Source organism: Endozoicomonas sp. OPT23, from assembly GCF_009653635.1.
Lineage (GTDB): Bacteria > Pseudomonadota > Gammaproteobacteria > Pseudomonadales > Endozoicomonadaceae > Endozoicomonas_A.
This window is the reverse complement of the sequence record NZ_PPFD01000002.1, coordinates 344,119-365,662: the sequence shown is the minus strand read 5'-3', so window position 1 is coordinate 365,662 and position 21,544 is coordinate 344,119. Positions and strand designations below refer to the sequence as shown.

Here is a 21,544-nt window from a genome sequence, read left to right as displayed (position 1 = left end):
GGATCTATTGGGTTCGGAAGGTTGTTTGAATTAATTCCATCAATGGTTGGCATAGTGCTGCAATCCCTGCATATTCCGATTTAAATGGATGAAAAAACCTTAAACAAAGCCAGTTCTGCGTCTGCGCGCAGACTCTCTGGCTTTCTTTCTGGAACTCAGTAGCCTTCTGGCTTCGCCAAGCTCTTTCCGCTTGGCAGAGGCTTCTTCAGTCATTTCCTGCTTAAGCTGATCAGAAAAACGTAATAACTCTTCTCTGGCTTTATGTTTAAAGGCTGCAGACCATTGCTCACCGTTAATAAAAGCTCTCAGTTGATGTTTGTCCATACCCACTGATTCAAGGAATTCTTCTTGTCTGGTGATATCTGCACGAGCCTTGTGAAGGGCAGCCTGAGATTCACTCTGAACAAACCATGAGGATTTTTTTAATTTAGTGATATCAACCAGTCGAATGCGGGAACTCATCGATCTCTCCTGTAACCGGTACAAACCTTTGTTATCTCCGGGCAATACTACCGGCTACCGGATCTCTTATTTTCAGTGTAGACAGAGTTTTTCTGCACTATAGAATGTGCCCAAGGTGAAGGAGACCAGAATGGATATTGATCAGTTTGAAGACTTGATGCTCAAGGTATTGTTAAGCGGCTTAATTCTGCTTATGGCCTATATCGTTTACGATCTGGCAAAAAAATCAAAAGCAGGTAAGTTCGGAACCATAGTTCTTTTCGGTGCACTCTGTCTTGGCGTGCTGGGATTCGTACTGAAAGGCGTGTTGATGAACACTATTGGTGGTGGCTGATAAAAGCCACTTTCTATCGAGCACTTTTCATCAGGCAAAAAAAATCCGGGTAGCTACCCGGATCAAGAAGAACGAACATGACAAACTGACAGGACTACTCAATCTGAGTTTAAACCTGTCGGGACAGAGTCAATATCCCGAGACAAGCAATATCATCTGAAATCACTCATCTGGATTCATTTTGCCTGTTTCCTGACCATGCTTCATCCGTATAAATACGTTTTTTACCAAAAACAAACACCTGACCACTTTATTTTCGAAAACATCCCCAGAAACCATCACAGATAACCAAGAAAATTCAACCAGGCATTACCCAGAGTCAACCAGACTCCCAGATAAACAAGACTCATAATAAAGCCAGCCCGCCACCAGACTTTCAATGGTACATAGCCTGAGCCATATAAGATGGGTGCAGGACCATTGCCGTAGTGCGTGACAACCGCGCAAATATTACTGATATAAGCCAGAAGTAGAGCTGCACCGAGTGCCGGAACACCCATTGCCAGAAGGATAAACAGGAAGCTGGCGTACATGGCACTGATCTGAGCGGTAGTCGCTGCAAAGAAGTAATGGGCAAAGTAATAAACAACGATAACAGCGCTCACTCCCAGCCAGCTTGGTAATCCCTGAAACCATGGACTGATATTCTGGCTCAGTGCGGACACAACGCCAAATTCACTCAGGTAGTGAGCCATTGTTACAAAGGCTCCAAACCAGATCATGGTGTCCCAGGCACCTTTGTTGCCTTTCACTTCGTCCCAGTTCAATACTCCCGACAGAAGAAGAACACAGACCCCCACCATCGCCACCAATGTAGGAGACACGCCTATATAACGACCACTGACCCAGAGCACCAACAAAGCAACAAAGGTGGCTCCCATAATCCACTCATCTCGCTTCAAGCTGCCCAGTTCAGTAAGCTTGTTAGCCGCCATTGTCACCGCTTTCGGGGTTTCTCTGATAGAAGGCGGAGCAATCTTTGCCAGTAACAACGGCATCAATAACAGACAAACAAGACTGGGAACAATCGCCCCTAACGCCCAGGTTCCCCAGCTGATATCAACACCCTGATCCCCCGCCAGCTTCACCACCAACGGGTTACCTGCCATAGCCGTTAGAAACATACCGCTGGAGATAGCGTTGGCATGAAATACGGTTAGAGTCAGAAAGGTTCCCATTCTGCCAGCGGTTCCGCCTGGATGGCTGTCATACACCTCGGCAATGGATTTCATGATCGGCGCTACAACAGCTCCCGCTCTGGCGGTAATACTGGGCATGGCTGGCGCCAGTATTACATCCGTGAGAGCCAGACCATAACCAAGAGTGACTGTTTTCTTTCCCATCAGACGCATAAAACAGTAGGCCATTCGAAGACCCAGCCCGGTTTTAATAAACCCGTGAGAAATAAAGAACGCCAGCATGATCAGCCAGGTAATAGGCTCCGCATAACCCGCTAATGCTTGCTTCAGCGTTAATGTATGAGTCAAACCTAACGCTGCCACCCCCATAAAGGTCACTGCAGACATAGGCAGAGGCATCACCATGACACCCAGCAAGGTGCTCAGGAATATGGTCAAAATCTGCCAACCTCTGTCTTCCATACCTTCGGGAACAGGTACGTACCAAAGCACTAAGCCAAATACGAATGGAAGAAGGTAGCGCGATAGTACTATTAACTGTGAAGTCAGATTTGCAGAAACAGTCGAAGATGAAGCAGACAAAAGTAGCCCCCTTTCAATCAGATAATTGGAAAAATCACTATTCCGAAAGCCGCCCTGGCATTATTGAATGATAAATTTTAAGCCCTGATTGACATCAGGAGTCTTAAAAAGAACCCGATGAATTAGAACTACGTTTATGAGTTTAGTTCAGGTCTTTCGTTCTGCTGGCAGCAATTTATAATTCACTTCATTAAGTAAGAGATCACACTACGATGTCAGGTCGACCTCATCACCGCTCATCTGCAGTAACCAAGAGTAGTAAAACCACAGAACCAGCCAGGCTCATACTGGTCAATAAACCTTATGGCGTACTCACTCAGTTCACTGATACTGAGGGAAGAGAAACATTAAAGGACTACGTTCCTGTTCCCGGTGTTTACCCCGCTGGACGACTGGATCGTGACAGTGAAGGCCTGTTATTACTGACGAACAATGGAAAAATCCAGCACCAGGTCAGCTCGCCATTGCATAAAATGGCTAAAACCTACTGGGTTCAGGTGGAAGGTATTCCTGATGATGCGGCTCTGGAAAATCTTCGTAAAGGTGTAATGCTGAACGATGGTATTACCTTGCCAGCTAATGCCGAATTGATCGACTCACCTGATGTGTGGACAAGAACCCCACCAGTGCGGGAACGGAAAAGTATTCCTGACAGCTGGATTTCGCTGACCATTAAAGAAGGGCGAAACCGACAAGTGAGAAGAATGACGGCAGCGGTTGGCTTTCCAACGCTTAGACTTATTCGTTACAGCATCGGTGACTGGAGACTGGACGGAATTCATTCCGGAGACTGGCAGGAAGTGCCTGTTCCCGAGTCAATGAAGCAGCTACTCTCACAACCGGTAAGAAAATCAGGAAAACTGACAGGGAAAAAACCAACAGCAGGTAAGCGCACATTTTGGAAACGTTAATTAAACGACGCATTTTAAAACACTATTTTAACCTTTCGCGGTTTGGGCTCGGACTGGCTCTGATCACCATAACTATTCTTGCACTCTTACCCATAGACCAGGCTCCATTACCGAAGATAAGCGATAAAATACAACACCTCACGGCTTTCTTTACTTTGGCTTTTCTACTGGATTGCAGCTTTCCTAAGAGTTCGTTTCAGTTTCCCAAAATATTGACTCTGGCTGGTTACGGTTTGCTGATTGAAATGTTGCAGTGGTTCTCAGGATATCGTTTTTTCTCACTACTGGATGTTGTCGCGGATCTTTCCGGTGTCGTTATTTATATTGCACTGATTCCAATACTGCGAAAAATCCCACTCGTTAAATGGCGTTGGGAATTAGCTGAAAACAGTAACTGAACATCATCTCCTCAGCCATTAATTGAACGTTTCGTTCAATTAATGGCGTACCTAAAACACACTGATACCGCGATTCAAGCCTGTAATTACCGAATATATTAGATACTTGTAATATTGGCACGGAGCTAGCATTATTCACCTGCAAGCCAATTATAAATTTGGGACATAACATGAAAAAATCAGCTGTCTTACTGATGGGACTTTTAGCCATTTCCGGGGGAGCTTTTGCTGCAGGTGATGCTGCCGCTGGTAAGGCCAAATCTGGTGTTTGTGCTGCCTGTCACGGTGGTAACGGTATTTCCATGCTGCCAGGTTACCCAAGTCTGGCTGGCCAGAAAGCCGACTACCTTGAAAAAGCCCTGAAGGCATACAAAAACAAGCAACGCACCAGCCCGCAGGCCATGATTATGCAGCCTCAGGCAGCTATGCTGTCTGAGGCTGATATTTCCAATCTGGCAGCCTATTACAACTCTTTATAACAGCTGACTCTTTGCAATAGCAGAATGCTTTGTAATAGCTGAGAGACAGAAAACAGCTGAGTCTGTTTTCTGTCATCTGACGTCTACTCTGACTGGCGACTCCAGTTCATACTGAACAATCATTCTCTGTAGCCTCGGTCTGGAAATACCGAGGATGTCGCATACTTTACCTCTGTGCCAGCCATTCTCATCAAGTACTCTGCTGACATGTTCACGCTTTAGATCTTCCATACTGTAGCTACTGGCTGACCGTCCTGAAAATACATCTTCAGCTGGATGCTGATTTCCTGAATCAAATGTTCCATCACCATAAGCAGAGTTCTGCAAATGATCCGGCAGCAATTCTGGCGTCAGGGTATCCCCCTGACAAAGCGCGACCATCTTTGTGAGTGTATTCTGAAGTTCTCTAATATTACCTGGCCACTGGCTTTGATGAAGAGCCTTCACCACTTCAGTAGATACTTTATTTATGGAACACCCGAGCTCTCTATTCGCTCTCATCAGTAAAGCCTGCACCAGTTCATCCAGATCATCCAGTCGATCTCTTAGCGGTGGCAGCTCCAGAGTAACCACCTGCAACCGATAAAAGAGATCTTCTCGAAATGTTTGAGCACTGATCATCTCTTCCAGATTTCGATTAGTCGCACATATAATTCGGGCCTTTGACTTTAAAGGCTGCGCAGCTCCCAATGGGTAAAACTCACGCTCCTGTAAAACCCTTAGCAACTTAGCCTGAATATCAAGACCCAGTTCACCCACTTCATCCAGAAACAAGGTTCCTTTACCAGCCAGTTGAAATTTACCTTCCTGGTGATTAACCGCTCCTGAAAATGCGCCTTTTCTATGACCAAACATTTCCGATTCCAGCAGCGTTTCTACGAGAGCGGCACAGTTGATCGCTACAAAAGGCTCATTCGCCCGGTTGCTGGCCTGATGAATAGCTCTGGCCACCAGCTCTTTGCCTGTCCCGGATTCTCCGGTAATCAGTACACTGGCTGGTGATGCAGCAACTCTACCAATCGTTTTGTACACGTCTCTCATCACACGACTGGAACCCACCATTACATGACCAGTTGCCTTCTGATTCGCTGACGACAGCAGTTCGAGGCCTACGTTCTGAGCACTTTTCTGACAGGCTAGAGCACTCTTGATTGCTGATTCCAGCTCATCCAGATCAACCGGTTTATGAATGTATTCGTCAGCTCCTTCTTTCATGGCAGCAATAGTGCTCTCCATGTCGTGAAATGCTGTAATCATAATGATACGAACACTGGGGCAAATCTTTTTCAGTTCAGCAATACCCTCCAAACCACTGCGGCCCGGCATACAAATATCAAGAATAATGATATTTGGTTCAAAGCTGTTTGCCCGCTCTATGCCATCATCAACATTATGAGCAAGCTCAACTTCGAATCCTTCCGATTGAAAATGAAGCTGAAGAGTCCGGCATATGGCCAGGTCATCATCAATAATCAATATTTTGCTCATATAACTCTCTAAACCTTTACCTGCTTATTTTTATCTTTGTATTCATGCAGCCTGAAGTTTTACAGACTGCGGGTAATTCAGTGGTAACTGCACACAAACCTTTGTTCCACCCGACAACAGCGGCTCCATCCTGATAGAACCGTTATGGCTATCCAGTACTTGCCTGACAATAGCCAGCCCCAGGCCTGTCCCCTTGGCTCTCGTGGTAAAAAAAGGTTCAAATACCTGTTCACTTAATTCAGGATCAAAGCTCTGGCCATTATTCAGAATTTCAATCTGTAGCTCAGGTCCATTTTCTTCCAGTATCACCTTTGACTTAATCGATACCTTGGGGATGCCCGCTTTCTCCTCACTTGCAGCCTGAACAGCGTTCTGTATCAAATTCTGCAGCAGCAGCCTGATTTTGACAGGATCAGCAAAGATCGTTGGCAGTTGAGCACTATCATCAAGCTGTAATTCAACACCATGCATTTCCCGCTCACCTTCAAGACCCAAGACAGCAGAACGAACTACTTCTGCCGGATCAAACCAGTCAGCACTTAACCTTCCCTGTCTGGAGTAACTGAGAATATCCTCCATCAGACAATCCATATAATCGACCTGTTCCAGTGCCAGTTCTGTCAGCTCTTCTGCCTGTTCATCTTGAAAAGCCTTTCGAGTCAGCATTTTTAAAGCAATTTTCACTGACGACAGAGGATTCCTGAGATCATGGGCCATCATTGCGGCCATTCGCCCAACAGCAGCCAGTTTTTCGTACTGCACTTTCTCTTTCTGCTGTTGATTGATCTGCTTTTGCAGGTGTTTCTGCTCAGTGATGTCCTGTTTCACAGCGACATAAAAAAGGTTTTTTCCATATTCGTCACGAACAGCGGATATAGCTGCAGACTCCCAATAAAGCTCCCCGGATTTTTTACGGTTATGAAATTCCCCCTCCCAGATTTTACCCGTCCCAACCTTACTCCATAGAGCCTGATAATCTTCACTGGAAGTTTCACCGGAACTCAGAATAGATGGGCGCTGACCAATAACCTCACTCAATTCATAACCGGTAATCAGAGTAAATGTCGGATTAACATATTCGATAAGCCCTGAAGTATCAGTGATCATGACAATACTGGGACTTTGCTCAATCACATGACTGAGCTTAAGAAGTTGTTGCTTTTGAACTTCCCGTTCAGTTATATCGCGCCCAAGCAGAGTAATAGATTGGGTTTTACCCTCACCGTTTTTACTGGCAGTTAATGTCCATCGCAACAACCTTGGACCTTTCTCTGTATTGACACTCAGACTCCAGGTTTTATCCAGACGGTGTCCACTCCAGACATCACCCAGCATCTCAGTCACTATCATTTGATCCTTATTTACAATCAAAGTCTGATAGTTTCTCCCCAAAAACTGACCATTACTCTCTCCTATCATGCGAAGAAAGTGAGAATTTGCGAAAGAAATCACCCCTTGCTTATCAACAGTAATCGCTGAGAGCTGGATATTTTCAAGAATTTGTCTGAAACCCTGTTCATATTGTACCTGGCCCTGAAGAACACGATAGCGATAACGATTGCCGGCCATAAAACCGGAAGTCACTGCAAATAGAGCAATTAAAAGGAAGTAGTAAAGTCCCCACCTATTAAGAACTTCCTGTTTCAATGCCTTTAACTGACTTTCCGGCAACGTCGAAATCAGCTTCCAGGAACGCTCGGAGTTTTCAGGCAAATAAAAGGTATTCCAGGTCAGGTATCCCTTTGCCAATTTATTCTGGCCGCTGACGTAATCCCGAACTATTGGCCAAAAATCAACCCACTGCGCCTGAAGCTCACCTATAAGCTTCTCACTGTAAAGCCATGATTGTGTACCTGCAGACTGTAACTGCCAGAAACCAGTGTCGTTAACCATGGTTATCTGATTAGAAAAATCACTGGTGACTCTCTTCAGACTGTCAAAAAGCCCCTGTGCACGATAGTTAATCAGCAAACTCCCCTTGCGTTGACTACCAATAAAGACCGGAATACCTATTCTAATAACGGGTGTATGAGGAATCTGGATTCGGCCAAACTCTATGTTGAGATCAAGAGGGGATATATAAAATTCGCCAGCAGCAAGTTGGCCTATATCTCTGACATAGTAGCGTTGAGATTTATTCTGTAACCTGTTGCCAGCGATCGCAGTAACTCTCTCCAGATCATTTTCAACCCTGACCTGCTCCTGGCCACTAGCATCAATAAATCGAATCTGGGAATACTGTTGTCGATGGCGGGCAAAACGAACAAATTGTTGTTCAGTCATTGCCTGATTCATTTGTTGCTGTCCTGCGGGAAGAATCAGGTCTAGCAGCATTCGGGTATCGGATTCCAGAGTGCCAAGATTCGTCGCCAGAATTTGCTGACCAAGATCCAGCGTCATAGCCTCATTCTGAAGCTTGCTTTCAATGACCGCATCAGCCCTTAACCAATAGTGTGCAAAGCACACCAAAACACTGACTAGAATAGCTGGAACGACAAATATTGCCCATTCCCTGAACCTTCCCTGTGTTTCAGTTGTATCAGCGTTCATAAACGACCAGCATATGACAAAGATCGAATCATATGTTGTGATGGAAAATTTATCGTTGGCTTAAATCAATAAGAGAGTTTTATATTTATTTAATATTTTTTAACTACCGTCGTTTATTAACTGACGTCGATAAATTTAACCTTGGTTCTAATAAACTTATTTACGTCAATCACTTATTGAGCCTATCCACAGATAGACAATATGATCAGAATTCATCAAATAACACATAGACACCTTGGCCATTCAATCAGTTACTTGCGAGCAGTTGTTTTCGTCACAGCAACTATTTTTCAGACTCTCAACATTACCAACTATTCATCGCAAGACTGACTGTACCGGGAAGCTCCTAGCAGTATAAAAGGATTAGGCATAACTGTGCGCAACAGGATTTTGTGGCTTATTTCGAGCCTTTTTATTATCAGTAGTGTTTCACTGTTCTCTACCACAGCGCACTCCTTAAGCGATAACATTCCAACCATTGTTCAGCATCAGTTTAATGAAATGGAAGTGGCAAACGAAATTGCCAATCTCAGTACAACCTTTGTCTACAATCTGGATACTCAGAACCTGCAACAGGCTTTGAGATTTATTACCAGCTCTAATACCAGAATCAGATCCATTCGTATTACAGAAACAGAATCACAAAAAAACCTGCTGACATTTTATCGCCCTCCGTACCAGCAAGGCAGCTTTGACACCCCCGTTCCTGACTCGGTTCTTCAATACCCTAAAATTCTGCGTTCAATTGTGCATCAGGGACGAGTTATTGCCCGCCTTGAGCTGTATTACGACAACTTGAGCAGAAATGAGCAGATCCCTCAAGCTTTGACCTTATCAATCAAAGAGCAAAAATGGCTGAAAGAGCACCCTGTTATTTCCGTAGGAGTATTGTCAACAGGGCTTCCCTTAATTGGAAAAGGTACACAAGGTAATCCTGATGGAATCATGGCAGATTATCTGCAAAAGCTTAAAAAACAGACCAACGTGGATTACAACTATGTATATGGTTCATTCAGCGAACTGTTGACTGCATTTAAGCGAGGGGAAATAGACCTCCTGCCCAGTATTTTCTATGACGATAGCCGTAATCAGCTGGGTTTGTTCAGTGCTCCAACTCATAGCTTGAAAGTTGAACTGTATGCAGCAGCAAATAACTCCGATATCAAAAACTTCTCGAACTTCAAAAACAAAACTGTTGGTGTTTTTCGTGGCCATGTAACAATTACTATGCTCAAAGAGCAGTTTCCATCTCTACGACTGATTACTTACGACAGCATGAATGCTGGAATCAACGCACTCCTTAACGGTGAAATCGAGGGATTGGCAGGACCTGACCTGATTATTGATTACCTGATCAATAAATCAGGAGGGATAAACATTCGAAAAATCACCAGAGATACTTTGCCATCTATAGATATTCATTGGTTGATTCAAAATAAGCATCAGCCGCTGATGTCCATCATCGATAAGTTTCTATTGAGCATGTCGAGCTGGGAAAAGAATCAAATTAAAAGCAAATATCAAATTACTCAACCATCGAAGAGTAATCGTGCTATTTCTCTGGAAGAACAGTCAATATCATCGACTATCCTCACTCTGGCGGCACTCTTTTTTATCATCAGTACAATTCTTCTTTTGATTGCTAAAAGTATGTCATCCGGCCTTATGGGGTCTACAGCTTCATTTGGCTCCCGCCGATTTTCAAAACTGGTTATCTTTAGTATCGCACTGATTATTACGTTGAGTGGTGCGATCTCCTATTTTGTTCTTCAACACACCCTTGTGTACCAAAAAGCAGACATTCAACAACAGCTAAAACTATCCGTAACGTCTGCTGACCAGAAAATGATGGATGTTTTTAACCTCAGAAATGGGCTAATCAGACACATTTCCCGAAAAAAAGAAATTCAGTCACTAACGAAAAAAATAGCGTCAACCACGGCAACAGATTTCGAACTGTATGAAAAACATGTATTTGAATTTACCAGCTTCTGGAACCGATATGTCAACCTGTTTCCCAAGCACGAAGTCGTTGTTACTGATCTCAAGGGTAATGTTCTTGTTGGTCAGCCTTCAGAAGAGATAGAAAGCATTTATGAACAGTATCTGCGGAGAACGACCGGCAGCCTTAATCTTTGGCAATACCCGATAAGTAACCAGCAAGATACCAACTCTCGCCAACCAGAAGAAGAAACCAGCTGGATTAACTATTCAACAAACAACATTGTTGATAAAAGTGGTGAGGTGCAAGCTGTTATCATCAGCAAGGTTAACTACTCTGAAAAATTACAGGTATTTCTTGAAAATGTCCGGTTAACTAAGAAAATATCCATTACTCCTGTCGGTATTGACCCAAAGAACAGTCAGCTTCTGGTCATCCAGAATAAACATATCAGTCAAAAGCATCCACTCTATAACTTCTATCTGAACAGTAGCCACAACGACTCTACTCAGACCAGTCCTTTACTAAGCTATTCCCATGACGGAAAGGACTTCTTCGTTCTCGCCCTCTGGAATCCGACTTTAGGAACAGGCTTTATCGCTGAGGTGAACCAGAGTGATATTCTGGCGGGTTACAATACAGTTAAATATGGCCTAATTCTGGTTCTGGTTCTGGTTTTTGCTTTTGTCATTCCATACATACTTTTCATGCTGAATCTTGGTCGCCAGGCTAACAAAAAGCTGATGGATTCAAACGCAGAGCTGGATGAAAAAGTTAATGAAAGAACACAAAAACTATCGGACTTGGAAGAACAAAGTCGATTGATTCTTGAATCTATCGGGCAGGGATTATTCCGTTTGAATGATGAAGGCTGTATCAATTTCATCAACCCTGTTGCATTGACACTTCTTGGCTATCGCTCCGACGAAATCATTGGCCGATCAATTACGTCTCTGGGCCACAGCATTACAGAAGATGATGGTTACCAAGATCAGGTGGAGCATACAATCCACCAGATTCTTAATGGAAATCAGGTACTCACACAACTGTATGGCTTTTTCCGAGCAAAAAACGGTAATGTCTTGCCAATAGAGTTTTGCTGCAACCCTGTCTATCGTCATAAAAGAATTATTGGCTGGGTTATTGTTTTTTCGGATATCTCTGATCGTCTGGAGATGGATAAAAATCTCCGCAAGGCATTGGATAAAGCTGAGCAGGCTTCAAAAGCGAAGAGTGATTTTCTGGCTAATATGAGTCATGAAATTCGTACTCCAATGAACTCAATTCTTGGAATGTCCCAACTGGTATTACAAACCAGACTGGAAACCAAGCAGCGTAACTATATTGAAAAGGTTAATCGTTCAGCACATTCTCTGCTGGGTATTATTAATGACATTCTCGACTTCTCAAAAATAGAGGCTGGCAAGCTGTCCCTGGAGCAAACTCCATTTGTACTGGACTCTGTACTGAATGACGTTCGAAACATAGTTAGCTTTAATGCCGAAGAAAAAGGATTGGAGCTCCTTTTTGATCTGCCTGTGAACCTTCCGCGACTGGTTGGTGACCCTCTGCGACTGTCCCAGATCCTTCTCAACCTTGGTAACAATGCCGTTAAGTTTACCGATCAAGGTGAGATTCTTATATCCATCAGAGTTACTGAACAGAGCAACAGCAAAATCGTCTTACACTTTTCTGTTAAGGACACGGGGATCGGGCTGTCACAAAAGCAGATAGATAAACTGTTTCAGTCATTCACTCAGGCAGATACATCCACAACCAGAAAATATGGTGGCACAGGCCTTGGTCTTGCTATCAGTCATCGACTGGTTTCAATGATGAACGGCACTATCTGGGTTGAAAGCGAACAAAATCTGGGAGCAAATTTTCAATTTTCTCTCACCTTCAATACCCGAATGAATGATGAGGCCACTAATTCACTGGAGTATCTGAACCAGGAAAGAGTATTGGTTGTGGATGATAACCCTACAGCCCGCGAGATCTGTCGCAATATGCTTCACCAGTTTGGTATGGTCACAACAGAAGCGGCAACAGGGGACGAAGCACTGAGGCTGATATTGACAGCAGAATCCAGCCAGAACCCCTATAGCCTGATAATTATGGACTGGAAAATGCCTGGGCTTGATGGCATTAATGCTGCCCGACTGATTTTCCAGCAATGCCGGAAAGAACCACCCCACTGTATTCTGATGACTGCTTTTGGTCAGGACCTCGCCAATACATCAGATGAAGGCAGTAATATTAGAGCTTACCTGCCAAAACCATTAACAGCTTCATCTCTTTTGAACACTATTAGCCGTGTATTTGGAAGAAGCCTGCCGTTTAACTCTCAGCCACTGACTGGGTCGAATAAAACAGAAGACGCTATTAACCATCTTTCCGGAGCAGAAATCCTTCTGGTAGAGGATAACGAGGTTAATCAGGAGTTGGCTATTGACCTTCTGGAAAGTAACGGCATGAAGGTAACTGTTGCCGAGAATGGCCTTCAGGCCCTGAATGCTCTCGAGTCAAAAACATTTGACGGTGTCCTGATGGACTGCCAAATGCCTGTACTTGATGGTTATGAAGCAACACGCAGAATTCGGAAAAATCTGAACTGGGCCAACCTGCCTGTACTTGCCATGACAGCTAATGCGATGGCTGGAGATCGTGCCAAAGCACTGGAAGCAGGTATGAATGATCACATTGCCAAACCAATAAACTTTGAAGACATGCTGACCAAGATGGCTTTCTGGATAGAACCAAGAGAACACATAACAATCAACAAGGGTTTAAATGAAAGTTCTGCGGTGTCCAATGACGAATATCCATGGCAGATACTAGCCAGTATCAACACGGATACAGGACTTGGTATCTGTCAGGACCGTACAAGTTTATACATTCGTCTACTCGGTAAATTTCGTCAAAATCAATCTTCTTTCTGTCAGGAGTACCTTTCAGCAATAGAAGATGGTGATCTCGAACTGGCAAAACGACTGGCTCATACATTAAAAGGTGTTTCAGCCAATATAGGGGCTCATCAGTTATCACAGCAGGCTATGAACCTTGAGCAAGTGACTGGAACCGACATCTCCGAAGAAGCCTGTTTTTACATCATTAACAGCCTCCGACAAACAATAAAAAAGGTTGCCCAGGAAATCGATGCCTTCCTGCAACTGACTGAACAGGATGAACCAGAGCAACAATCTGATCACAATGATACTGAGCACGTGGATATAAGTGGGCTGTATGAGCAGCTTAAAACGCTAATAGAAAATGACGACACTGAAGCTCTGGATATCTGCGGTGCAATGACCTCACAACTGAAGCATGAAGATACCAATCGAGAAGCTCTGCTTAAGATCAGGGCAGCGCTTGAAGAATACGACTTCGAACTGGCGCTAGAAAGATTAAATAAATCTCAGTGGCCTCTATGAGCAATTGCACATTTATGAATAACTACTTTTAGTCGTTTACCTTTAGTGGATTTCAGAGGGGACATAATTGGTACTGTGCAATGTTATGAACAGTACCAGATGCCCTGATATCAATTTTTACAGTGTCCTGCCCGATGCTAAGAGTCGGTCAGACAAGAGGTATATGCTCTGATGAACTGTTCATCTGACAAGAAAGTCATTTTGATTGTGGATGACACACCGGAAAATATCGATATTCTGCGAGAGATACTGGTAAAGGATTGTCGGGTAAAAGCTGCGCTTAGTGGAATGAAAGCTCTGTCCATAGCCAGAGCACACCCACAGCCAGATCTTATTCTGCTTGATATTATGATGCCCGGAATGGATGGGTACGAGGTCTGTGAACTGTTATCATCAGATCCTGAAACAGCAGATATTCCCATCATTTTCATCTCTGCAATGGGTGATGACGAAGACAAAGACGCCGGTATGGAAGCTGGTGCTGTTGACTACATCAGCAAACCGGCTCACCCACAGATTATTCGCAACAGAGTTGCTAGCCAGTTGTCATTGAAAGAGCAAAAGTCAGCTCCAGCTACCCGAACCTTAATGGCTGACCCGCACTTAATGCGTATTGCTCATTCAGCCCGTCATTTGGCTAAATGTTATGGTGAAAACGAGCAATGGGCTGAAGAACTGTTTCAGGCTTGCTTATCCATAAAACTTGGTCAGACGTTGATCCCCGAGCAGCTTAATAGCTCTGTAGCAAAAACTGATCTGGGTGCTTTTCATGAACGCTGGGATGGTCAGGGCTGCCCACACAAATTATCTGGGACAGACATACCCTTGGCTGCCAGAATTCTGTCTCTGGTTTCTGCTTTCGATGCACTGGCTCATACGGCGGAATCAACCCCTGAAAAAGCCACACAATGGCTGATCAGTCAGTCCGGCTCTCGTTTTGACCCTTCTCTGGTAAACATATTTCAACAAGAAACTGTCTGCCTGAATAAAATTCAACAGCAATATCAAATCAGTTGATATGAAACGACTGCTTTATCTACTCCTATTGATTCCCTCTTTTTCGGTGCTTGCTGCAGTTCAGCTGGCACCTCCCATCAAAGTCGGACTTATTGAAACCGGCAGACCTCCCTATTTCTGGCCAAAAGATAGTCAAAAAGAGTCGTCTGGTTTTTATATTGATCTGCTTGAAGCCATTTCAAAACAGGCAGGTATTCGTTTTGAATACCGCTATTTGCCGCAGGCACGACTAAGGCGACTCATGGTTGAGAATGATCTGGACCTTGAACCCGGCATAGACCCAATCTGGCGACAGGAACCAATAGAAGTCATAAATTCTGTTTACAGCATTCCATTCTTCCTCTCCGATGAAGTCATCATGAGCCATAAGCCTATGTCTCAGACTATTAATAAGTTGAGTGACCTCAAAAAGGGGAAACTTTGTCGAATTTTAGGTTTCAACTACGACGAAAATACCCAACATGAATCAGTGACAGTACTGAGTGAAGAAAAGATTATCGCTATGTTGCTTAGAAAACGTTGTGACTACGGGGTTATTCCATTAGATATCGCCTCTCACTTATCGCATAAAAGTAAGGTTGCTTTATATCGTTCAGAGCCTCTTTCTATTTATAAACTCAGCATGCGTTTAAATAAGGAGAAGGCTCATTTACTTCCTGAAATCGACAAAGCGATAGAAACTCTGATTGATACAGGAATTGTCGACAAGCTGCTCTCTAAATACGGCATGAAAGAGATATAAGTGTGCAACCACACCTCATCTAATATTAAGGTTGTCATTTCCCCGCCTTCGACGGGGAAATGACATATGAAATCGTATATTCGGGTACTTAACTGAAAAAACGCCACTGACTAGGCAGTGGCGTTCATGGGTTTAATCACGTTTTACTGTTCTTCAAAACATCAGACAATATTTCGTGGAGCAAAGGAAAAACTGCGGAACTCATGCTTATACTTTGACTCACCCAGCTTGCGAATGCGTGCGACACCCATCTTGTAGTTATAGTTACCACTGATGTTATCCACAACACGGGCAGCCAGAGCATTGGAAGGCTGACGCATATCAATCATATTGGCGTAGAGCACACCTTTCTTAACCGCTGGCGTAACAATGGCAACCGCTGTCACTGCCGCCTTGGTCAGTTCAATATGACCATTCTTCATCAGTTCAGAAAACTGGAAGTCCTTACCACCAATACCCAGAATAGTGTCCTTGAACCCGGCAACCCGGTCAGAATACATCATCACCTGATCACCAGACTCAATACCGCGAGCCTTGGCATCATCAGGGTGAATCTCTACCCAGTTTTCAGGCCAGCGCTGGCTTACATAAGCCCGACGTTCAACATCATCAAAACCTGACTGCCAGATTTCGTTAATGCGGCCGTTGGTGAAACGCAGTTCATCACCTTTTGGTTTCAACCAGTCATAGAAATCGCTGAACAGTTCCCATGGATGCTTCTGCAGGTTCACCTTGCCGGTTTGGGATTTAAAGCCGGTCAGTTCTTTCTTGAGAACGTTAGCGCCTTTAGGGCCATTCTCCAGTCCCATCTTCGCCAGCTGTTTCTTGTCATGACGCAGTTCAGTGTCGTGCAGACGCTTGGTGCCAACCAACTCTTTGGTGTCGTAGTTATAGAAGACAGGCCCCTGAATGCCATCAGTACCGAATTCACGCATCTTCTGATGCAGCGTCTTGCCTTCCTTATGAGCTGCCACCTTGATCATGCTGAAATCTTTACGGCTGCCACGGCTGAAGCGTGCGGCTTCCTCTGCTACCTCGTTGGAACTCTTCCAGTCAAAACCTTCAAAGCCCATGCGCTTAGCCAGATTGGCAATAATCCACCAGTCAGGCTTGGCATCCCCCGGTGCATCGTTGAACTTCTGATAAAGCCGCAGACGACGCTCACCGTTGGCACGCATAAAGTCTTCTTCACCCCAGGTAGCTGCGGGGAAAACAATATCCGCATATCTGGCACCAATAGGATCACGGAGGTAGATATCCTGGTTAATCACAACCATGCCACCTGAATCCTGACGTTTCTTCAGGGTGTCGATAATTTCCTGCTTGTCATAACTCCAGACCTGATGAGGGTTATTAACCGTCAACTCGGTGAACTTCTTCGCCAGCTGTTGGGAACCACACATGGCCTGAATCCAGGTAGTGCCGATAACATGGGCGAAACGGGTATGACCAGAATACAACCAGCGATCGGTATCCAGAGAACGACGACGACGGCCTGGTACTTTTTCTGGTGACTTGTTACGTGGCAACTTACCGCCAGACTGACCACCACGCTGGTGACCACCTAGACGTCCAACCACCTGACCTGGACGACCACCAGCACCGACAACCGTTGCCAGTGTACTGATCGCGTTAGTGTTGCCGGTATTGTTGGACCAGTAGAAACCTTTCTCAATAGCGATAGACGCTTTCACACGACTTCCGTCTGCCTTTGGCTTGGCCATCATTTCCGCTGCCTTATAGATCTTGGCAACATCAATACCGGCTTCTTTAGCGGCAGACTTTGGGTCGTACTCTTTACGGGCTAACAGCCACTTTTTGTAGTCTTCAAAGCCCTTGGTCTGGAACTTGCCCCAGGTTGTACGCCACTGCCATGGTGTATTACGGGTACCCTGACCAAAGCCGGAGCTGGACTCCCACTTGTTATTAACCCAGTTATCAATCCACTCCTTATCCTGCCAGTCATTCTCGACAATCACTCGCAGAATAGCGCCCAATACCAGATTATCTGTGCCCGGGAAGACATCCAGATGCAGGCCACCCATTTTCTTCATCCAGGCGATACCGGCGGTTTCACGAGGATTCAACATTACCGTCTTCATGCCTCGCTCAACAGCAGGCTTGATGAACTGAGTGAATAGAATGGTTTTGGTTTCGTACGGATCAGTACCACAGATCATCAGAGTGTCGGCACTGCCCCAGTCGTCATAACTTGGGCCAAAGTTATCAAAGCCGGCATCACGGAACCCCGGAGTAGACGTCACATCACTGGGCGTATCGTGGAAAGTGAAGCTCGCAGTATTTACATGACGCAGGGCGTATTTGGTGATGGCATAAGTGTTTTCAATATACTGATAAGAGTATGTTTTAACGCTGTAGGCGTTGGCTCCATGCTCTTTAATAGTATGTTTGCCCAGCTCTGCCGCTACTTCCAGAGCCATTTCCCAGCTAACAGGCTGCAGTGTTCCGCCAATTCGCATCAGAGGTGCAGTCAGGCGATCACGGGTACCGGTTTTAGGGTTATAGACTTTCTGAGCCAGCAGACCACCACGCATGGAGGAGTCACCGGTCTTGTTAACCACTGTCGTATCCTTGTCAGGCACGACAACTACATGGTGTGGTTGACCATTATGCATGGCAACATTGTGCTGGGAAGGTGCAACCCATTGCTGCAGGGTATAACTTGGAAAGTCGATGCCGAAAGCATTCTCATTAGCCTTCATACCGCCTTCACCAGTACCTACCGGCCAGCGGTAAACCTTATACCCACAGGCTACAACACAGTAATCACAAGCTGTAGTGATCACTTCCGCATGAGGAGGAGGCAGTGGCGCCCGATCTTCAGGGATATAGAAATTAGTTGTCATAATTTATTCTCCATCACCTGATCAGGACGCATTCGTTGCTGGAATAGTCTTGGACTGATCAGCAGCACCAATAGAAATTGTGCTGTCACCCTGAACATTCTGCTGACGTCCGAACAGCAGCCCCATAATGCCAACGGCATAAATATTATCGCCATCCAGTTCCAGCAATACCTGTGGCAGGCTTTCATAAGCCTGACCGGAAACGATGATGCCGTGGCGTCGTACATCAAACACACTTAAATGGAATGGGCACTGACCCAGCGTCCGGTGTTCGCCTGTTACCTTATACGTGCCGTTCAATGGTCCACCCTGATGGGTACACATGTAACTGAATGCCACTACATCCTGTTGAGGGCCAAGACCACCGCCAGATTTAACACCCGTTTTTACTACCAGGGCCATGGTGTTTGGGCCATCGTCGGGATAGTTGAAATCCAGTGGCTGGTTTTCTTTCAGTTCTGACAACTTGCCAATCAGCTTTCGTGGATAACCAACCACTCTCGCTGGTACCTGTTGAGCCTGCGCTGTACCGGCAAAGAGTGAAACCGACACTGTACTGGCAGCTGCGGTAGCCGCACCGGAATACATCAGGAACTTACGACGAGAAAGCATGCACTTACCGTGCTCTACGGCAGTTTCCCGATCGACTTTCTTACGTTCAGAACCGAATATTCGTATGGAAGAAATAGTCATTGTTTGGCCTCCATCAGCGCTTTCTCGCTGATCTCTTCCTCACTGAACAATGGTCCGTATGGAGGGAGTTCTGGATAGTCCATGGTGATCTTTTCACCGCTGAAGGCATCAAGGAAAGCCAGCAGATCTGCTTTCTCTTCTCTGCTCAATCCCAACGGCTTGATCATCTCACTCTTGGTTTTCGGAAAACCGGTTGTACGGCCATCGGAAGCAACACCACCACGGTCGTAAAAATCCACAACCTCTTCCAGAGTCGCCAGCGCACCATTGTGCATGAATGGCGCGGTGTACTTGGTGTAACGCAGGCTTGGTACCCGGAATTTGCCCTTCATGCTTTTGAACTTACCGCGGAAATAAACACCTGGGTCTGCCTTCGTTTCCCGATACATCTTCTCGGTAGAACCTTTGGCATAAAGCTCATAGCGGAAAGTCACCTGAGACAAGGCATCTTCTTCCCAGCGCTTCAGTGGTGGTACACCGACGTTGTAGTATTCCTGATTGGATGCCAGTGCACCGTTATGACAGGAGATGCAGCCAGCCTTCCCTTCAAACAACTCTTTACCACGAACCTGACTTTTATTGAGGGCTGATTTATCACCCTCCAGGTACTTGTCCAGCGGCGTATCTTTCTGAACCAGTGTTCTTTCAAACGCTGCAATAGCCATCCAGGCATTACCTACCTTCGGATAGTCGTCGCCAAATACCTTGTTAAAGCCTTCTACGTATTCAGGAATCAACGCCAGTCGAGCTTCCATTACATCGCTTTCACCATTACCGGCAACAGCACCTTTAGCTGCGGAACGAGCCTGAGCTTCCAGACTTTTGGAGGAACCTGCCCAGAACAACTTATCGTAATAAGCAGAGTTCATAATGGTCTGGGAGTTGCGCCAGTGAATGGTTCCCGGATAACCCAGAGAAACATCCTGAGGGAAGTCCCAACCCAAAGAAGGAAGATGACAACTGACGCAGGCAGTGCTGCCATCGCCACCAAGACGGCCATCAAAAAAGAGTTTTTTGCCCAGTTCAATTTTTTCTGGAGTCATGGGGTTATCAGAAGGAACAGGCACCTCACCCAGAGCCGCCAGAGCCGGGTAGCTCTTTTCTACTCCGGCAATGCTCATTTTCACTTCTTTAACCACAGCCGCTTTCTGAACCGCTGCTTTTTCCAGCTGAACGTCTGCAGATTCTTTTACTGTTTCTGTATTACAACCGGCCAGAGCCATTACCAAAGCACTGAGTGCCAGACCGGGTATCACTTTGTATTGTGTTTTCATGTCCATTCCCCGATCAGTTCTTGGCCTTGGTCCAGTTGGCAATGGTCTTGTAGCTGTAATCAGCCTTTGACCACACATACTGGTCACCCGTCAGGGGATCACCGGACAGAGCTTGCAGGAATGCCACCAGATCGGCTTTCTCAGACGCTCTGAGGTTCAGCGGCTTGAGTCGTTTATCCTTGTTTCGGTCAACACCGCCACCCTGGTTGTAGAAATCCACAACATCGTCCAGAGTTGCCAGCATACCGTTGTGCATATAGGGCGCTGTGTACTTGAGCTCTCTCAGGGAAGGTGTCATAAACTTGCCGATGTCTGTGCCGTCAGCTTTATGAGTCTGAACATGTGCGCCAACATCACGTTTAAGGTTCATGTAGTTCTCGTTACCCATGAACATATTGAATGCGATGAAGGTAGCATGGCGCTCGGGATCGCGGAAAATCTCCGGATTTTCGGGCACACCCGTGTTCCAGGCTTTGCCATCACTGAACAGCAGACCACTGTGGCAACTGGAACAGCCAGCCTTGCCGGTGAACAGTTTCTCACCACGAATAGCGCTCTCGGTCATCGAGTCTTTGTCGTAAGCCACATTTTTTGACACCAGCGTTTTCAGGTATTCAGGAATCGCCTTTCGTACTGCACCGTTGGAAGGTTCGCCATAACCGGCATCCTTGAACATCTGTACATAAACCGGATCCTGCTTCAGACGTTCCTGCATCAGACGCATATCCATGTTCATCACATAGTCTTCAGTGATATTTTCACGGGTTACGTCGTTCAGGTTGGTTCCCAGACGGCCGTCATGGAACCAGCTCTTCTTATAAGCTGTATTAATCAGTGAAGGGGCATTACGAAAACCCTTGCTGCCCGGATAGGCGGGTGACAGGGCTTCACTGTTGGCAAAGCCATTATCCGGCTGGTGACAGGTCCCACATGAAATCGCGCTGTCGCCTGACAAACGATTATCAAAAAACAGTCTCTTTCCCAGCTCCGATTTTTTTGCGTCTACTGACATGGGTTCAAGGCTTACTGCCTGCGCCTGCCCCATGACCGCGACACCCAGTCCCAAGGCGATCAGCCATGGTCTTTTACTGGTACGTCCACTCATTCCTCATCTCCCCGCGCCTGGTTTAATACTTATGGCGCTTTCAGGTCTGCAGTTTCTCCCGACGGCTGTTGGTGAACTGTTAACAGGCTGCGGGATCACTACTCCTGTATTTGCAGAAATGAGGCCA

Annotated in this window: 15 protein-coding genes; 7 read left to right on the top strand and 8 right to left on the bottom strand. The window is 45.6% G+C overall.

The genetic code is table 11. The features are described 5' to 3' along the window. Positions 1 to 99 precede the first annotated feature (99 nt). Positions 100 to 462 (bottom strand): hypothetical protein, encoded by a 363-nt coding sequence (locus tag EOPP23_RS03480; protein WP_153764587.1) that lies wholly within the window; start codon positions 460 to 462, stop codon positions 100 to 102. A gap of 130 nt (positions 463 to 592) precedes the next feature. Here EOPP23_RS03480 and EOPP23_RS03475 point away from each other — a divergent pair, with 130 nt between their 5' ends. Further along, complete coding sequence (locus EOPP23_RS03475) at positions 593 to 796, top strand: DUF2788 domain-containing protein (protein ID WP_153764586.1); 204 nt, start codon at positions 593 to 595, stop codon at positions 794 to 796. A gap of 278 nt (positions 797 to 1,074) precedes the next feature. Here EOPP23_RS03475 and EOPP23_RS03470 read toward each other — a convergent pair whose 3' ends face one another. After that, entirely contained in the window at positions 1,075 to 2,517 is a 1,443-nt protein-coding gene (locus EOPP23_RS03470) for a DASS family sodium-coupled anion symporter (protein WP_228550552.1), read from the bottom strand. A 212-nt stretch (positions 2,518 to 2,729) separates the two neighbouring features. On the opposite strand from EOPP23_RS03470, the gene EOPP23_RS03465 reads away from it, so the two are divergent. The 3 genes from EOPP23_RS03465 to EOPP23_RS03455 all read left to right on the top strand — a co-directional run bounded on the left by EOPP23_RS03465 (position 2,730) and on the right by EOPP23_RS03455 (position 4,305). Then, on the top strand, positions 2,730 to 3,428 hold the full coding sequence (locus EOPP23_RS03465; protein WP_153764584.1) for a pseudouridine synthase: 699 nt from the start codon (positions 2,730 to 2,732) through the stop codon (positions 3,426 to 3,428). Next, positions 3,416 to 3,826: a VanZ family protein gene (locus tag EOPP23_RS03460; RefSeq protein ID WP_153764583.1), complete on the top strand. Its 411-nt coding sequence runs from the start codon at positions 3,416 to 3,418 to the stop codon at positions 3,824 to 3,826. The genes EOPP23_RS03465 and EOPP23_RS03460 overlap by 13 nt, the downstream gene beginning before the upstream one ends. A gap of 170 nt (positions 3,827 to 3,996) precedes the next feature. Next, positions 3,997 to 4,305, top strand: coding sequence for a cytochrome c (locus tag EOPP23_RS03455; protein WP_153764582.1), 309 nt, complete (start codon positions 3,997 to 3,999; stop codon positions 4,303 to 4,305). Between the two features lie 72 nt (positions 4,306 to 4,377). Here EOPP23_RS03455 and EOPP23_RS03450 read toward each other — a convergent pair whose 3' ends face one another. Both EOPP23_RS03450 and EOPP23_RS03445 read right to left on the bottom strand, forming a co-directional pair. After that, on the bottom strand, positions 4,378 to 5,793 hold the full coding sequence (locus tag EOPP23_RS03450) for a sigma-54 dependent transcriptional regulator (protein ID WP_153764581.1): 1,416 nt from the start codon (positions 5,791 to 5,793) through the stop codon (positions 4,378 to 4,380). A gap of 42 nt (positions 5,794 to 5,835) precedes the next feature. After that, positions 5,836 to 8,343 (bottom strand): PAS domain S-box protein, encoded by a 2,508-nt coding sequence (locus EOPP23_RS03445; RefSeq protein WP_153764580.1) that lies wholly within the window; start codon positions 8,341 to 8,343, stop codon positions 5,836 to 5,838. A gap of 375 nt (positions 8,344 to 8,718) precedes the next feature. On the opposite strand from EOPP23_RS03445, the gene EOPP23_RS03440 reads away from it, so the two are divergent. The 3 genes from EOPP23_RS03440 (at position 8,719) to EOPP23_RS03430 (ending at position 15,478) form a co-directional block, all read left to right on the top strand. Next, positions 8,719 to 13,719 carry a response regulator gene (locus EOPP23_RS03440; RefSeq protein ID WP_153764579.1) on the top strand — a complete coding sequence of 1,667 codons (5,001 nt, stop codon included), beginning with the start codon at positions 8,719 to 8,721 and terminating at the stop codon, positions 13,717 to 13,719. 171 nt (positions 13,720 to 13,890) lie between these two features. Further along, positions 13,891 to 14,736, top strand: a complete 846-nt coding sequence (locus EOPP23_RS03435) for a response regulator (protein ID WP_153764578.1) — start codon at positions 13,891 to 13,893, stop codon at positions 14,734 to 14,736. Between the two features lies 1 nt (position 14,737). Beyond that, positions 14,738 to 15,478, top strand: coding sequence for an ABC transporter substrate-binding protein (locus EOPP23_RS03430; protein ID WP_153764577.1), 741 nt, complete (start codon positions 14,738 to 14,740; stop codon positions 15,476 to 15,478). A gap of 161 nt (positions 15,479 to 15,639) precedes the next feature. Here EOPP23_RS03430 and EOPP23_RS03425 read toward each other — a convergent pair whose 3' ends face one another. From EOPP23_RS03425 to EOPP23_RS03410, 4 genes are read right to left on the bottom strand one after another with little or no spacing between them, the layout of a single operon-like run. Beyond that, a complete protein-coding gene (locus EOPP23_RS03425) occupies positions 15,640 to 18,345 on the bottom strand; it encodes a molybdopterin-dependent oxidoreductase (protein ID WP_153764576.1) in 2,706 nt (901 codons plus the stop codon). 21 nt (positions 18,346 to 18,366) lie between these two features. Beyond that, positions 18,367 to 19,038, bottom strand: coding sequence for an arsenate reductase (azurin) small subunit (locus tag EOPP23_RS03420; protein WP_228550551.1), 672 nt, complete (start codon positions 19,036 to 19,038; stop codon positions 18,367 to 18,369). After that, positions 19,035 to 20,312 (bottom strand): cytochrome-c peroxidase, encoded by a 1,278-nt coding sequence (locus EOPP23_RS03415; RefSeq protein ID WP_153764575.1) that lies wholly within the window; start codon positions 20,310 to 20,312, stop codon positions 19,035 to 19,037. Before EOPP23_RS03415 ends, EOPP23_RS03420 begins: the two co-directional genes overlap by 4 nt. A gap of 13 nt (positions 20,313 to 20,325) precedes the next feature. Continuing rightward, positions 20,326 to 21,417 carry a cytochrome-c peroxidase gene (locus EOPP23_RS03410; RefSeq protein WP_153764574.1) on the bottom strand — a complete coding sequence of 364 codons (1,092 nt, stop codon included), beginning with the start codon at positions 21,415 to 21,417 and terminating at the stop codon, positions 20,326 to 20,328. Positions 21,418 to 21,544: the final 127 nt, after the last annotated feature.

What these genes read in the sequence shown, in the direction of transcription:
- EOPP23_RS03425 (WP_153764576.1), bottom strand. Translation starts at nt 18,345, where the DNA reads ATGACAACTAATTTCTATATCCCTGAAGATCGGGCGCCACTGCCTCCT.
- EOPP23_RS03475 (WP_153764586.1), top strand. Translation starts at nt 593, where the DNA reads ATGGATATTGATCAGTTTGAAGACTTGATGCTCAAGGTATTGTTAAGC.
- EOPP23_RS03480 (WP_153764587.1), bottom strand. Translation starts at nt 462, where the DNA reads ATGAGTTCCCGCATTCGACTGGTTGATATCACTAAATTAAAAAAATCC.
- EOPP23_RS03435 (WP_153764578.1), top strand. Translation starts at nt 13,891, where the DNA reads ATGAACTGTTCATCTGACAAGAAAGTCATTTTGATTGTGGATGACACA.
- EOPP23_RS03455 (WP_153764582.1), top strand. Translation starts at nt 3,997, where the DNA reads ATGAAAAAATCAGCTGTCTTACTGATGGGACTTTTAGCCATTTCCGGG.
- EOPP23_RS03445 (WP_153764580.1), bottom strand. Translation starts at nt 8,343, where the DNA reads ATGAACGCTGATACAACTGAAACACAGGGAAGGTTCAGGGAATGGGCA.
- EOPP23_RS03410 (WP_153764574.1), bottom strand. Translation starts at nt 21,417, where the DNA reads ATGAGTGGACGTACCAGTAAAAGACCATGGCTGATCGCCTTGGGACTG.
- EOPP23_RS03465 (WP_153764584.1), top strand. Translation starts at nt 2,730, where the DNA reads ATGTCAGGTCGACCTCATCACCGCTCATCTGCAGTAACCAAGAGTAGT.
- EOPP23_RS03430 (WP_153764577.1), top strand. Translation starts at nt 14,738, where the DNA reads ATGAAACGACTGCTTTATCTACTCCTATTGATTCCCTCTTTTTCGGTG.
- EOPP23_RS03450 (WP_153764581.1), bottom strand. Translation starts at nt 5,793, where the DNA reads ATGAGCAAAATATTGATTATTGATGATGACCTGGCCATATGCCGGACT.
- EOPP23_RS03415 (WP_153764575.1), bottom strand. Translation starts at nt 20,312, where the DNA reads ATGAAAACACAATACAAAGTGATACCCGGTCTGGCACTCAGTGCTTTG.
- EOPP23_RS03420 (WP_228550551.1), bottom strand. Translation starts at nt 19,038, where the DNA reads ATGACTATTTCTTCCATACGAATATTCGGTTCTGAACGTAAGAAAGTC.